Annotated in this window: 18 protein-coding genes; 13 read left to right on the top strand and 5 right to left on the bottom strand. The window is 38.7% G+C overall.

The window, feature by feature from the left end; translation table 11 throughout:
* The first annotated feature begins 219 nt into the window (after positions 1-219).
* The 4 genes from F4V57_RS10505 to dsbD all read left to right on the top strand — a co-directional run bounded on the left by F4V57_RS10505 (position 220) and on the right by dsbD (position 3,919).
* Positions 220-570 (top strand): HPF/RaiA family ribosome-associated protein, encoded by a 351-nt coding sequence (locus F4V57_RS10505; protein WP_070069281.1) that lies wholly within the window; start codon positions 220-222, stop codon positions 568-570.
* A gap of 113 nt (positions 571-683) precedes the next feature.
* Complete coding sequence (locus F4V57_RS10500; RefSeq protein WP_070069280.1) at positions 684-1,223, top strand: ankyrin repeat domain-containing protein; 540 nt, start codon at positions 684-686, stop codon at positions 1,221-1,223.
* Between the two features lie 18 nt (positions 1,224-1,241).
* On the top strand, positions 1,242-2,042 hold the full coding sequence (locus F4V57_RS10495) for a transporter (protein ID WP_070069279.1): 801 nt from the start codon (positions 1,242-1,244) through the stop codon (positions 2,040-2,042).
* A gap of 17 nt (positions 2,043-2,059) precedes the next feature.
* Entirely contained in the window at positions 2,060-3,919 is a 1,860-nt protein-coding gene (dsbD, locus tag F4V57_RS10490) for a protein-disulfide reductase DsbD (RefSeq protein WP_070069278.1), read from the top strand.
* Between the two features lie 20 nt (positions 3,920-3,939).
* On the opposite strand, the gene F4V57_RS10485 is transcribed toward dsbD, so the two are convergent.
* The 3 genes from F4V57_RS10485 to F4V57_RS10475 form a co-directional block, all read right to left on the bottom strand.
* A complete protein-coding gene (locus tag F4V57_RS10485) occupies positions 3,940-4,299 on the bottom strand; it encodes a RidA family protein (RefSeq protein WP_070069277.1) in 360 nt (119 codons plus the stop codon).
* A 121-nt stretch (positions 4,300-4,420) separates the two neighbouring features.
* Complete coding sequence (locus tag F4V57_RS10480; RefSeq protein ID WP_070069276.1) at positions 4,421-4,876, bottom strand: DUF441 domain-containing protein; 456 nt, start codon at positions 4,874-4,876, stop codon at positions 4,421-4,423.
* Positions 4,877-5,099: 223 nt separating this feature from the next.
* Positions 5,100-5,921: an exodeoxyribonuclease III gene (locus F4V57_RS10475; protein WP_070069275.1), complete on the bottom strand. Its 822-nt coding sequence runs from the start codon at positions 5,919-5,921 to the stop codon at positions 5,100-5,102.
* Between the two features lie 47 nt (positions 5,922-5,968).
* Between F4V57_RS10475 and pyrE the strand changes: the two genes are divergently transcribed.
* The 3 genes from pyrE (at position 5,969) to hisA (ending at position 9,046) form a co-directional block, all read left to right on the top strand.
* Positions 5,969-6,619: an orotate phosphoribosyltransferase gene (gene pyrE / locus F4V57_RS10470; protein WP_070069274.1), complete on the top strand. Its 651-nt coding sequence runs from the start codon at positions 5,969-5,971 to the stop codon at positions 6,617-6,619.
* Positions 6,620-6,734: 115 nt separating this feature from the next.
* The gene (locus tag F4V57_RS10465) at positions 6,735-8,183 is read left to right on the top strand and encodes a capsule assembly Wzi family protein (RefSeq protein WP_070069422.1); all 1,449 of its coding nucleotides are present in this window, start codon (positions 6,735-6,737) and stop codon (positions 8,181-8,183) included.
* Positions 8,184-8,317: 134 nt separating this feature from the next.
* Complete coding sequence (gene hisA / locus F4V57_RS10460) at positions 8,318-9,046, top strand: 1-(5-phosphoribosyl)-5-[(5-phosphoribosylamino)methylideneamino]imidazole-4-carboxamide isomerase (protein ID WP_070069273.1); 729 nt, start codon at positions 8,318-8,320, stop codon at positions 9,044-9,046.
* A 73-nt stretch (positions 9,047-9,119) separates the two neighbouring features.
* Here hisA and thrC read toward each other — a convergent pair whose 3' ends face one another.
* Both thrC and F4V57_RS10450 read right to left on the bottom strand, forming a co-directional pair.
* On the bottom strand, positions 9,120-10,268 hold the full coding sequence (gene thrC / locus F4V57_RS10455) for a threonine synthase (protein ID WP_070069272.1): 1,149 nt from the start codon (positions 10,266-10,268) through the stop codon (positions 9,120-9,122).
* 58 nt (positions 10,269-10,326) lie between these two features.
* A complete protein-coding gene (locus F4V57_RS10450; RefSeq protein ID WP_070069271.1) occupies positions 10,327-11,631 on the bottom strand; it encodes a homoserine dehydrogenase in 1,305 nt (434 codons plus the stop codon).
* An 87-nt stretch (positions 11,632-11,718) separates the two neighbouring features.
* Here F4V57_RS10450 and F4V57_RS10445 point away from each other — a divergent pair, with 87 nt between their 5' ends.
* From F4V57_RS10445 to F4V57_RS10420, 6 genes are all read left to right on the top strand, one after another.
* A complete protein-coding gene (locus F4V57_RS10445; RefSeq protein WP_070069270.1) occupies positions 11,719-11,988 on the top strand; it encodes a hypothetical protein in 270 nt (89 codons plus the stop codon).
* On the top strand, positions 11,985-13,202 hold the full coding sequence (locus F4V57_RS10440) for a replication initiation factor domain-containing protein (protein ID WP_081409168.1): 1,218 nt from the start codon (positions 11,985-11,987) through the stop codon (positions 13,200-13,202). The genes F4V57_RS10445 and F4V57_RS10440 overlap by 4 nt, the downstream gene beginning before the upstream one ends.
* Positions 13,203-13,206: 4 nt before the next feature.
* Complete coding sequence (locus tag F4V57_RS10435) at positions 13,207-13,500, top strand: hypothetical protein (protein WP_070069269.1); 294 nt, start codon at positions 13,207-13,209, stop codon at positions 13,498-13,500.
* A 189-nt stretch (positions 13,501-13,689) separates the two neighbouring features.
* Complete coding sequence (locus F4V57_RS10430; RefSeq protein WP_070069268.1) at positions 13,690-13,890, top strand: hypothetical protein; 201 nt, start codon at positions 13,690-13,692, stop codon at positions 13,888-13,890.
* Positions 13,891-13,906: 16 nt separating this feature from the next.
* Complete coding sequence (locus F4V57_RS10425) at positions 13,907-14,185, top strand: hypothetical protein (protein ID WP_081409282.1); 279 nt, start codon at positions 13,907-13,909, stop codon at positions 14,183-14,185.
* A gap of 103 nt (positions 14,186-14,288) precedes the next feature.
* A partial coding sequence (locus F4V57_RS10420; RefSeq protein WP_150330552.1) for a hypothetical protein occupies positions 14,289-14,607 on the top strand: 319 nt, incomplete at its 3' end.

Genomic DNA, 14,607 nt, shown 5'->3' with positions numbered 1-14,607 from the left:
ATCAAAACTGAATTTAGCACTAATTTAAATACATAAATAGATTATGGGATTTGGCGAGAGGTGTATTGACAAGATAAATGGTTAATGTATAAAAGAGAGATAAAACATTAAAGAGGTTACAACTTAATTACATTTTACAGATATACAAATACAGGGATTTACCGCAAGCTGAAATTGTGTCAAGGCACAAACTGAAAAAGATCAAGAGGTGACAAGTTTATGAATATTGAAATCCGCACCGATAAAAACATCAATAGTAGTGATCGATTAATCGACTATGTACGCACAGAACTGAAAAATGAATTTCAGCGCTTTAGCGAAAAAATCACACATTTTGAAGTGCATTTAAGTGATGAAAATGGGGACCGTGGTGGAGAAGAAGATAAACGTTGCATGATAGAAGCACGTCCAGCAGGTTTAAAACCAGTGGTTGTAAATCATCGAGCTGGTAATATTGATGCAGCAATTACAGGTGCTATTGATAAATTAAAACGAACCCTTGAGCAAACCTTTGCTAAACGTGAACCAGCACGAGGTGGCAAACCAGAATGGACAGAAGCCACAGAATAATTGTAAAAGCCCTTTTAAAATAAAAGGGCTTTTTTGTCTGGGTTGCAATAATACGCTGGGCTTTTATACATGCTTCGATTAGACTGCAATCTGATTAAACTCAGGAATTTATTATGCTAACTGCCGAACAAAAACAACTTATTCATGCGATTGAGCAACTGGATTTGCCAGCAGTACAAGCTATTTTGGCAAAAGGGTTAGATCCAAATTTTATTGATGCAGAGAAAGGACCACCGGTATCGATTATCTGTGATCGGCTATTTGTTTGGTGGGAGGAAATTTGTGATGCTTATGAAGCGGGCCAACCTTTAACTGAAGAAGAAAAAACGGCTGGTTTACAAGTTTATCTGGATATTTTAGAGACGCTGATTCAAGCAGATGCCAATTTACATCTTTGGGATAGTGAAGAATTTTATGGTCCATTGTGGGATGCAGCAAGTGCAGCTTGTGTGCCAGCTGTACAACGTTTATTGCAGGCAGGTGTAGATCCCAATACTAAAGATGATCAGGATTTGACAATTTTAAGTTCAATCAGTGATTTATGGTTTGATTGTGATTTTGATGAAATTGACTGGAACAATGCTTTACCAGAAGAACAGGCAACATTAACCTTGTTAAGGGAAAATGATGCTAAAATGTCAAAAGAATTGTAATGAAAATGTGACTTAATCATGAAAATCAAGACCTTTAGCCAGTTGTCTGCATGTGTTGCTCTCGGCCTGTTTTGTAATTTAGCCAATGCTGAAGCATTTGGATTTGATCGTCCAGGTGATGGTTTTTCGCCTGAAATTGTGCCTAAAGGTCATGTTGCATGGGAGCAGGCATTACCTACACTGAGTTATGATGATGGTTATCATGCGGGTGAAAAATATAGTCAGTTGACTGTACAAGGTGACATGCTATTTCGTGTTGGTTTAGGTTCTGATTTTGAGTTGCGCTTAGGCTGGGATGGCCCAACTTGGCAAAAAAGCAAGATAGGTGCAGATCAGCAGGAAATTCATGGTAATGGTGATATGACTGTCGGTTTAAAAAGAGCCATTAATACCCATGATGATCAATTAAAATGGGCATTGCTGGCACAAGCTAAACTGGCAACAGCAGATGATGTTTTGGTTAATCATGATTTAGGTTTGGCAGATAGCAATAAAAATATCTATACCGTGGGCTCGTCCATGCAGTATCAGTATAATGATTTGATTAAAACAGGTATTACCATGCTATATGATTATCAGGATGGTGATCTGGCTTGGTCTGCAATTCCGAATATACAATATAAAATCACTGAAAAATTAAGTGGTTTTGCTGAATATAGATACCGTAAACAGGAAAGTCTGAAGAAAGAATCTGTGGTAAATAATGGTTTGATTTGGGCTTTACGGGATAATTTGCAACTCGATGCTTCAATTGGCTACAGTTTTAATGACAGTAATCCACGTTTTAAAGCTGGACTGGGCGCAGCTTATTTGTTTTAAGTCTTGATAAGATTTTGATGATGTATTCAACGTATCAGTATGTATTGAAATGGTGGTTAAGCTGTTTAGCCACCATTTTTATTTTGCTATTGCCAACAGCGAATGCTGCCGAACAGTTTTTACCTGCGGATCAGGCTTTTGCATTTAATGTGCAGTCGATGAGTTCACAGCAGGCACAATTAAGTTGGAAAATTGCACCGGATTATTATCTATATCAACATAAATTTGCTGTGACAGCCGGGCAACAAAAAATAAAATTAGATTTACCTGCTGCACAAAATAAACACGATGCTTATTTTGGCGAAACTCAAGTTTATTTTCAGCAGGTTCAAATTAATATTGATGTGAAGCCACGACAAACTTATACCGTGTTATTTCAAGGTTGTGCAGAGAAAGGTTTATGTTATCCCATTCAGCATGTGACATTTACAACTGATACGGATGGTTTGGTAATTGAATCACAGGCTAAGCCAGCACAATCCTCAAGTGGCTTATTTGTAAGCCATGAAGATACAGCATCAGTTTTATCTACTGGTGATCACTCACCTGAAGATCAACCATCCAAAGATCATTTATTACAAGATACAGTTTCAACTTTGCCAACATCTATCCATGCTACACAATCTGCATCGGATCAACTTTGGTCGGCTCGATTGCATCAGCAATCTTTAATGTGGAGTATGTTGCTGTTTTTAGGTCTTGGTTGTTTATTGGCCTTTACACCATGCTCGTTACCCATGTTACCTATTTTATCCAGTGTGTTGATTCGTAAACATACTGGTGTTAGAGCATGGTCAATGAGTTTGATATTTGTGTTGTCGATGGCGACTGTATATGCTGCATTGGGATTATTGGCAGCAAGTGCAGGTAGTAACTTTCAGCGCTGGTTACAGCAACCCATGGTATTGATAGGATTTAGTCTGGTTTTTGTCCTTTTTTCACTTAATTTATTTGGTTTATTTGAATTAAAATTACCTCAGCGCTGGGTCAATCATCTGAATGTCTTACAGACACGACAACAAGGTGGGACTTTATTGGGTGCTGCGTTGATGGGGATTTTATCAGCCTTATTGGTTGGCCCTTGTATGACTGCACCATTGGCGGGAACATTATTATATATTTCCCAGAGCCAGAATCTTCTGACAGGTACAATTCTATTGTTTTGTCTAGGTTTTGGTATGGGAATACCTTTGCTTCTGCTCAGTGTACTGGGTAGTCGGATGCTACCTAAACCGGGAATATGGATGCATCAGGTTCGGCATATTTTTGGTTTTCTTATGCTGGGTTTGAGTTTATATTTTATCCGTCCATTACTTCCATTATTCTGGTTTAATATTATTTCTTTGCTTCTGGCATTAAGTTGTGCAATTTATCTATTGTCTAAAATAAACAGGTTGAATGGCTGGTTGCGTTATTTTGCCATGCTGCTTATTTTAGGGTTGGCGGCTACGGTAGTCTGGCAGGTTCGACAAGATTGGCAGCAACAGCAACAACAGACTCAGTTGGCATGGAACGTAGTGCAGACGGCTCAACAATTTGAAATAGCCTTGCAACAGGCAAAAAAACAACATTTACCTGTGGTGGTTGACGTTTATGCAGATTGGTGTGTTGCTTGCCAGCCAATAGAACATAAACTTTGGAACAGTGCAGAAGTACAAGTAGCATCAACGTCTATTTATAAAATTAAACTCGATTTGAGTCAATATGATGCCAGCCAACAAGAAATTCTTAATCGATGGCAAATGCTGGGGCCACCAACAGTATTATTTTTAAATGCTCAAGTTGAAGAGCAGCGAAGTTTACGTTTAACTGGTGAGTTTAAGCTAACACAATTATTACAACGCCTAGAACAACTACAGCTAAAGTCTGAGAAGTAACTTTAGCTGTAGTTTATAGGTCAGGAATTGTTTTGCGCAGCGATAATGCTAATTTCGACCAGTACTTCAGGCTTGTACATCTTGGCTTCTACACAGGCACGAGGCGGCGCTTTAATGTCTTTAACCCATTCATCCCAAACTGCATTAAAGGCAGCATAGTCACGATCAATATGTTTAAGATAAATTGTGGTGCTGAGAATTTGTGATTTATCACTTCCTGCATCTTTTAAAAATTGATCAATAGCAGCAAAAGTTTCTTTGCTTTGTTGAATGATATCACCAGATAAATCTGTAGCCAATTGACCAGCAAGATAGACGGTTCCCTGATGAATTGTAATTTCACTGAAACGGGAGGATGTATGTAAATGTTGAATATTCATGGACGAATTTACAAATAAAAATAGAGGTAACATTATAGTAAGTAAAATATACAGTTGCTGCAATACTGAACAAAATTGTGGATAACTTAATTGATGTCTACAGTACAGGTTTGAAGTGTATTTATTTCCATAAAATTAAAGATAAAATTCCGGCTGCAATGAGTGGTCCAACCGGAACACCACGTAAAAAAGCCACACCTAAAATGGTTCCAACCAATAAGCCTGTCACAATCATAGGTTGGGCAGTCATTAAATTTGCACCACGGCCACCTAACCATGCAACCAATAGACCAACGGCAACAGCCAGCAGGGTTCGCCAATGACTAAAAACATCTATTAAATCTTCTGTTTTGATTTTTCCGCTAATTAACGGAGAAAGAACGGCAATTGTTAAAATAATAATACCAAGTTTTAAACCGTGTTGTTCTAATAATGGTGCATATTTCACCAGAGGTGTTTGCTGGATCAACAGTAAAATACAGGCAGAAATAGTCACAGATTGATTATTGCCTAATAATCCTAGTGCGATAAATAATAGAAGCAATAATGAAATTGAGTGTGTGGCGAGAAACGTCATACGCAAACCAGCTAATGAGCGAAATGATCTGATCAATCAAGGTGCCCTGTAAAACAATAAAGTTGTGCTTTTTAGCTTTACAGGACAATCAATCACCTAAATTATGGATCGTATATTTAGATGCAGAACTGTACTCGGATAGAGTATAGCTGTTCATCAGTGTACGCTTTTTGCTGGAAAAATCTATCTTTTTAGACAGAAAGTTAACCAGTAATGTTGATCATTAAGCAATTTTATAATCAATGATTACTGGCGCATGATCACTAAACCACTGTTCTTTATAAACCCATGCATTGAGTGTGCGTTCTTTCCAGTCAGGTGAACAGGCCTGATAATCAATACGCCAGCCTACATTCTTGGCACGAGCTTGTCCTCTGTTTGACCACCATGAATATAATTCAGCTTCCTGGCGTACTGTTCGAAAGGTGTCCACATAGCCCAATTCATCATAGATATGATCTAGCCATGCGCGTTCATGGGGTAAGCAACCGGATGCTTTTTGATTACCGGACCAGTTTTTAATATCAATACGTTTGTGCACAATATTATAATCGCCACAAACAATAATGGAGCGTTGTTGTTGACGCCATTGTTGTAATAATTGTTTATATTGTGCCAAAAAATGATCCTTGCGTAACTGTGCTTCTTCACCAGAAGATCCGGAAGGTAAATAGAGCGAGGCAATATCGACTGGTTTTTCTAAACCAACATCCAATGTGGCGACAGTAAAACGTCCCTGAGTGTCGGCCAGTTCGAAACCTAATCCATCTTGAATATGTAAAAATGGTAGGCGGCTATAAATTGCTGTTCCGGCATAACCAGCACGTTGCGCTTCAAATAAATGTGCATGCCAGCCTTCAGGTTTAAATGTATCTGTCCATTGGTGTTCGCTGATACGGGTTTCCTGCATACATATCACATCTGCATCAGACTGTTCCAGCCAGTCAAAAAAACCTTTTTTATGGGCAGAACGTAAGCCATTGACGTTAATTGAAACGACACGAAGAATTTTTACATCACTTGGGTAGCGATCCTTTGGTATCATATACAGGTTTGACCTCAGTTGTATTTTAAAAATTTGGAGCATAACACATGAGCACCACCAAAACGTTTAATCCGCAAGCCTTTATTGATTTAGCCCTATCTCGTGGTGTGCTCAAGTTCGGAGAGTTTACTTTAAAATCAGGTCGGGTGAGTCCATATTTTTTTAATGCAGGTTTGCTCAATGATGGTGAAGCGTTAAATTTATTGGCAATGGGTTATGCAGATCAACTGATGCATTGCGAGCACGTTGATGTAATTTTTGGGCCAGCATATAAAGGGATTCCATTTGTTGCTGCAACGGCGGTTGCCTTGGCACAACATCATCAAAAAAGTGTGCCTTGGGGATTCAATCGCAAGGAAGCCAAGGATCATGGTGAAGGCGGTGTTCTTGTCGGGGCAGATGTACAAGGTAAAAAAGTCTGGATCATCGATGATGTGATTACGGCAGGAACAGCAATCAGGGAGGTGGTGAGCATATTACAACAAGCTGGTGCAGAAGTAGCAGGGGTGTTGGTTGCTCTTGATCGTCAGGAGCGTGGTCAAAGTGAACTTTCTGCTATACAGGAAGTTCAAAAACAACTTAATATTCCAGTGCATGCATTAATCACCATGAAAGATCTGATGGATTATCTGGAAAGTAAAGGCGAAATACAGGCTTTGGCGAATATGCAAGCTTATCGTACACAATATGGAATTTAGTAAGCTACAAAAATACCTGAAAATAAGACTTGAAATTCACTATTTTTTAATCATTATGGTGATATTGGATTATTTTTTGTTATCCTGATCACCATAAGTATTTGAGATTTAAATGATGACTTTTCGTAAAAAAGTGTTGTGTATCACGTTACTAAGTTGCTCAAGTTCACTGGCTTTGGCACAGGGATTAATTGAGAATGATGCAAATTTACGTGACGATTTAAACTGGTTGAATCAACAGGGTGTTATTCAAATCAGTACTTCAACTTGGCCGTTAAGTGGTGAAGAAGTTACTAGAGCTTTGGCAAATGCAAAAGTGAGCACTTCGGAGCAACAGCATGTTATTACAGCGATTGAGAAAAATTTAAAACTTAAAAATAGTACGCTAAAACTTGATTTACAGGCTCAATCTGATTCCAAGGCCGTACCACAAGCTTTTGCAGAAGATCGTGATGCAGAATATAAGGCAGCCGTCGAATTCAATTCAGGTGCTGAAAACTGGGATGTTAAATTACGAGTGAATGCAGAAAGTAATCAGATCATTGACAATGGTGATAAAGTTAATGTTGAAGGTTCTTACATTGCCGGAAAGTTATGGAATCAATGGTTGGCATTTGGTCAAATTCCAACATGGTGGGGTCCGGGGCATGATGGCAGTCTGATTCGTGGTGACGCCAGTCGACCTGTAACAGGTTTTACTTTACAACGTGCTGAGCAAAAAGCCTTTGAAAATAAATGGTTATCGTGGATTGGGCCTTGGCAATATCAACTGTTTGCAGGTCAATTACAGGATTATCAGGCTGTTCCCGATGCTAAATTACTGGGTATGCGTTTAACTGTACAGCCTTTGCCTTATCTTGAACTGGGGGCTTCCAGAACCTTACAATGGGGTGGTAAAGGGCGTTCTCAAAGTCTAAGTACTCTTTGGGATGCAATTAAGGGTAATGATAATGTTGATGATACATCTATAGATAAATCTAATCAGCATGCGAGTTTTGATGCAAAATTAAGTTTATATCATTGGTTTAATTTACCTGTAAGTATTTATGGGGAATTGGATGGAGAGGATGAGGCGGGAAAACTTCCTTCAAGGAATATGTATTTAGTTGGTATTGATTATTCATCCAGCTTTAAAAAAATGCCTTATCAAATTTATGCAGAATGGGCTGATACTCGAACTAGTGGAAAAGTTTGGGGATATTCATATTGGCATGGTGTATATACTGATGGTTATTATCAAAATGGCTATCCTTTGGGACATAGTATTGGGGGAGATGGTCAAATGTATAGTTTAGGCGGTAATATGCGTATTGACCCAATGAATAAAATTTCGGGCCGTGTTGTATGGTTGGAAACATATGCTTCTGCCAAAAGATTTATTAACACAGTATATCCTGAACAAGACAAAATCAAGGCACTGGATTTGACATGGACCAATACCTTTAGACCTGATTTATCACTTAAAATTAATGGCTGGTTAACAGATTCTGATTTACATGGCCGTGATACTGGTGCATCAGTTGGATTGGAATTTGCACTAGATAAAGTTTTATTGGGTAAATAACACTGATATTTTGGTAGAAAACCTTCATGAACAGAGGATTTATGGAGGTTTTTTTATCGCTGAAATTTAGCGATGTGATAATAGTTTGTTAAGATACCTGCAATAATCTATAGAAAATTTTGAGGAGCGAAGGGATGCTAATTATTCCGGCAATTGATCTTAAAGATGGTAAATGTGTACGGTTAAAACAGGGTCGCATGGAAGATGATACCGTATTCTCTGATGATCCGGTGGCTACAGCACAACATTGGGTCAATGAAGGTGCTCGTCGTTTACATCTAGTAGATTTAAATGGTGCCTTTGCTGGAACACCGATTCATAAGCCAGTGGTCGAAGCAATTACCAAGGCTCAACCTGAATTACCGATTCAGATTGGCGGTGGTATTCGTTCACTTGAAACCATTGAGCATTATCTTGATGCAGGCGTATCTTTTGTCATCATTGGCACAAAAGCTGTACAAGAACCGAAATTTGTTGAGCAAGCTTGTAAGCAATTTGCAGGACATATTATTGTTGGTATTGATGCGAAAGATGGTTTGGTCGCAACAGATGGTTGGGCTAATGTGACGGATGTTAAGGCTGTTGATCTGGCAAAACGCTTTGCTGATGCAGGTGTTTCCAGTATCGTTTATACAGATATTGCCCGTGATGGCATGATGCAGGGTGTTAATATTGAGCAAACTGTCCATTTGGCTGAACATTGTGGATTGCCAGTTATTGCATCAGGTGGAGTAACTAACCTTGAAGATGTGCGTTTGTTAAAAGGTCACAAAGGTATTTTAGGTGCCATTACAGGGCGTGCAATTTATGAGGGTTCTTTAAATTTGCGTGAAGCACAAATTTTATTGGATCAACAACTTTAATTCTAAATTTTTTTAGTATTAAGTAATAAAAAACCCCAAATTTAATCATTTGGGGTTTTTTTGATGCAAGTGTTTATTTTTCCATATTAGAAAGAATAGAGCATTTAACATCATTCATGGTGGCATCAATTGTTAACATCACGGCATCAGAGCATTGTTTAATGGCAGTATCTGGATCTTTTAAACCATTGCCTGTCACAGTACAAACAATCACAGAACCTTCCGGAATTTTACCATTTTTTACATCACGGATCACACCACCAACCGAAGCGGCTGAGGCAGGTTCCACAAATACACCTTCGTACATGGTTAATAGGCGTTGTGCTTCCAGAATTTCTTGATCCTGAAGTTCATCAAACCAACCACCGGATTCTTTCATAACCGCATGGGCATGGTTCCAGCTTTGTGGATTGCCGATACGAATTGCAGTTGCAACAGTTTCGGGATGATCTACTGGTGCACCACGTAAAAATGGTGCAGCGCCAGCAGCTTGATAACCTAGCATGGTTGGGCGTTTCGCAATGGCAGCTTCACCAGAAAATGAATGTGTTTCTGGTTGATAAACTGCACGGTTGCTTGCGTATAATGCCGGATCAACGGCTTGTTCGCTGTAACCCATCCAGTGTGCTGTAATATTTCCTGCATTACCAACGGGTAATGCATGATAATCAGGGGCTTGTCCTAGTGCTTCGACAATTTCAAATGCCGCAGTTTTTTGACCTTGTAAACGGTATGGATTAATGGAGTTTACAATGGTTACAGGTGCCTGATCAGCAACTTCTTTAACCAGACGCATGCCATCGTCAAAGTTACCACGAATCTGCATAGTGATTGCACCGTACATCATGGCTTGTGCCATTTTACCCATGGCAATTTTGCCTTCGGGAATTAGTACAAATGCTTTAATGCCAGCACGAGCAGCGTATGCAGCCGCAGCCGCTGAAGTATTTCCTGTAGATGCACAAATAATCGCTTGTGAACCTTCTTCAACAGCTTTGGTCACAGCCATGGTCATACCACGATCCTTAAAAGAACCGGTAGGATTAAGCCCTTCATATTTCACATAAATTTCGACATCTTTGCCAATAATACGAGGAATATTCTCAAGTTTAATCAGAGGTGTATTCCCTTCACCTAAAGAAATAGCACGAGTTGTAGCTGTTACAGGTAAACGATCACGATAGCGATCAACTAGACCAGTATAACGATTGGCGTTCGACATGATGATGTTCCGCTTATGTACAAAGGCAAAGTAGAGACAACTCTACTTTGGTCAAAAATTATTGATCCAGAGATTCTAAACGAATTCGGATAGTTTCGCCATGAATCGCTGGTAGCGCCTGAATTTTGGCTAGTGCTTCATCCATAATGGATTCTTGAATTGGATCAGTAAGAATCACAATTGGAATGGAATCTTTCAGGCGAGTTTGTTGCATGATGGCATCAATACTGATCCCTGCACGACTTAATATGGTTGTGATATCCGCCAATACTCCGGTTTGATCTTCGGCATTTACACGTAAATAATAGCCTGTGGTCATTTCTTCACGGTTTAGGATTGGTAAATCTGTGAGTGCTTCAAATGCCAGTTGCGGTACAGTACCTGCACCATCTTCGGTATAGCTGATATCACGAACCAAATCGACAACATCGGCAACAATTGCAGATGCTGTCGGGCCTGCGCCTGCGCCTGCGCCATAGTAAAGTGTTGGACCAACGGCATTGGCTTGTACCAAAATGGCATTTTTGACACCATTGACATTGGCCAGTAATTCTTCCTGAGGAATTAAAGTTGGGTGCACGCGTAGCTCAATCCCATTTGCTGTACGGCGGGCAATACCTAGGTGTTTGATACGATAGCCAAGCTCTTCGGCATATTTAACATCCTGTGCCGTAATTTTGCTAATACCTTCAGTATAAACTTTACTAAATTGTAGTGGAATACCGAAGGCATTCGATGCAAGCAGTGTTAATTTATGGGCTGCATCAATACCTTCAACATCAAAAGTTGGATCGGCTTCGGCATAGCCTAATTCCTGAGCTTCTTTCAATACATCATCAAATGCACGGCCTTTGTCACGCATTTCTGTCAGGATAAAGTTACCAGTACCATTGATGATGCCTGCTAACCAGTCAATTTTATTGGCGGCCAAACCTTCACGAATGACTTTGATGATTGGAATACCGCCGGCTACTGCGGCTTCATAAACAATTTGTACACTATGGTCTTCAGCAGCTTTAAACAATTCGTTGCCATGTTCAGCCAAGAGTGCTTTATTGGCAGTAATAATGTGTTTGCCATGTTTGATGGCTTCCAGCAATACTTCATAGGCAGGATGAATTCCGCCCATAACTTCAATCACAACATCAACATCGTCCTGAGCAACAATATTTAATAAATCAGCACTTTGTTTGATTTTTTGATCTAAATTCAAATCTGGACGTGGACGGCGTGTACCAACATGGGTAATTTGAATTTCCCGACCGGTTCGGCGTTTAATTTCTGCTGCATTTTCTTGTAATAGCTTGAGAATACCACCACCTACGGTTCCTAAACCGAGTATAGCCAGACGAACTGGTTTCACGTCACACTCCAATAGATTATCTATATTAATATCGATTAGATAATAGCTTGTATCTTGGCACTATTCAAATAGTGTTGAGATGATCTTATGTCTTCATCAGAAAAAGAAATCAAATTCAAAACAAAAATAGATTTTACACAAGCTGCATTCAATGAAGTTGCCAGAATTGTATCACAACAGGGTCAACAGATTTTGGATTGTCTTTCACCTGCATTAAATACACAACAATGTTTAGAACATTTGGCGTATGTCGCTGCTGAATATTCTTATGACTATTCAATTATTGATGCGCATGTAGATGTTTATAAAAAAACAAACGCTGAATTTCTTGATTGCATGGATGAGTATAAAAAATGAGCGATCTATTAAAAAATACGGGGGAAAGCTTAAATACCCCCTTTTATAAGATGGGGGTAACGGCAGTGGATACGCAAAGTGCAGCTTATGACTTTCCACGTAAATTAGACAATGTACAATTAATCAAAACAGAAAAAGGTACATTACCTGTTATTCATGCTGTTAGTTGTGATGATCTACAAATAGCCGCAGTGGATTGGGTGACTTTCGCATTTGGTGTTGAAACACTGGGTAATCAATATTTGCATATCTCTCCAGAATATGAACATGACGGCTTAACTTACGCAATAGAAACAACTTTGGATCAATGGCTGTTTGAAATATTTGGCTTTGGTCTAGGCAAAAAACGTGACCGTGGCATGCACTTCTATAAATTCGCTTATGAATTACAAGATGGCATGGGCATGGTTTTATATGGCCATAATTCTAAATCTATTGCTGTGCAAATTAATGGTACTGGCTGTGCATTAGCAAGAAAAGGTTGGGAAAGTCGTTTATACCAATATCTAAACAACGAATTTCAACGTGCAAAAATTTCTCGAATAGATTTGGCACATGATGATTTTGAAGGTCAATACATTACAGTAGATTTAGCTAATGCTTGGGATGATAACGATGGCTTTTGGTGCGGTGGTCGTTCTCCAAACATTGAGCATAAAGGCAACTGGAAACGTATAAACGGCAAAGGTAGAACTTTGTGTGTTGGGAATCGTGATAGTGGTAAATATTGTCGTATCTATGAACGAGGTAAAAAAGAAGGCGATCAATTAAGTTTATGGACACGTGCAGAGGTTGAGTTTAAAGCATGTGATCGTCACATCCCGTTTGATGTACTTTTAAGCCCTTCTCAATATTTTGTGGGTGCATATCCGTGCTTTGAATGGCTTGCTAAGATATTGAAACAAGAATTTGTAAATCCTGAAAAAATCAAAACTATTAAAAAGCAGTCACAAATCAATCTTGATAAAGCAATTGAGATTACAAAACATCAATTCGGCAAATATATCAAGTTTTTTAGAAAAATCTTTAATGATGATCAAGTCATTGAAATGATTTCAGCATCAAACGATGACGTACCACAACGTCTTAACTTCTCAATGACAGCTGCAATGCAGTATGTCCGTAACAATGAAATTATCAAGCCAGCACTTTGCCAAGAATTTCCATTATTTACTGGTGTGCATGGCGTAAATCAAACCATGTTAGGAGCATAAAAAAATGCAAATGAAAGCAACATTAACGATTTTGGGTGCAAAAAAATCAAAAGGCGATTTTAACGGTCGTCCGTATGATTCCACAATTTTGTATCAACAAGTCAGCCTTCGCCAGGGTGAGGATTTTTTAGGTGCTGCTACTGAAGAAATCAAATGGGGTACATCGATCAATTTTGATCGTTTAAAAGCAATGGATATTCAATTTCCATTCAATGCAGAAGCGACATTGGAACAAGTAACCAATGGTAAAGCATCAACATTGGTTATTGTTGATCTAAAACCAATTTATCAGAAATAGATTTAAGTAGAGTGTGCACAATGAAAGATAAATATACATCGCATGTTTACAAATACTTTAAGCATAAAAAAGATTTGCAATATATGAGAATGCTAGCAATACAGTTTGGCGCTCCATTTCATTTTGTAGAATTTGATAAATTGAAAAAATTTAAATTATTGCTGAATTAGAGAAATAGGAATTTAAGTAATGGCATACGTTTGTGAAACATTGCAACTAATTGACAACGTGCAAACGTGTGTATCTTGGGTCGCATTTGTAGAACCTAATCTTTTTAGATCTATAGAAATTAATGGTGAACAAGCCAGAGAAATTTATAAGCAATTTTTAAAGATAGATCTGCTATTTGTCGGCTTTGTCGTTGTGGCGAAAGCTGCAAAACTTTTGTAAATAAAGGAGTAAAAACATGAATAGCATTGTTGTTTATGAATCTAAAAAATCTCGTCTTGATCGTATCAAGTCGTATTGTCAAAACAAATATGCGAGTTGGGGCGCTGCTGCAACTGTAACAGCTTTAACAGTAAGTTCGGCACATGCTGCCGATGGTGATCTTGATGTTACAGCATTTACCTCTGGCTTAACGACCGTTTCTTCAAACGTGAAAATTATCTTTGCTGCTGCATTGGTAATTCTAGGTTTGTTTGTCGCTTGGCGTTATACCAAACGTGGTGCTAACTCTGCGTAATGCAAAGCCCTTCGGGGCTTTCTTCAATTTTGAGTAATAAAAAAATGATTGAAAATGCTTCGGTATTAAATTGGATTCCAATTCTGATAATGGTTGCTGTGACATGGGTTCTTATAAAGTATTTGTAATTTTATTTGCTATTTTGATTACATCATTTGCGTATGCCGATGATGTGCCTAATACAAATAAAGTTCAGCAAACGCAGCAAGCCCGTTCTGATTATGCTTCTTCTATTAATGCAAATCGAGATGAAGTTGCTAGAAAAATTTTTTCACAGGCTAAAAACAACTCTTCTGTTAACTCATCTATATCAGATTCAGCAACATCAAAAACAACAGGCGGTAAAGTATTTGGAAAAGCATCTACTACAGCGGCAACAGATGCAGCAAAAGCAGGGTCTACACTAGCAAAACGATTAGAAA

Source organism: Acinetobacter qingfengensis, assembly GCF_008693185.1.
GTDB lineage: Bacteria > Pseudomonadota > Gammaproteobacteria > Pseudomonadales > Moraxellaceae > Acinetobacter > Acinetobacter qingfengensis.
This window is presented reverse-complemented; position numbering and strand designations above follow the sequence as displayed.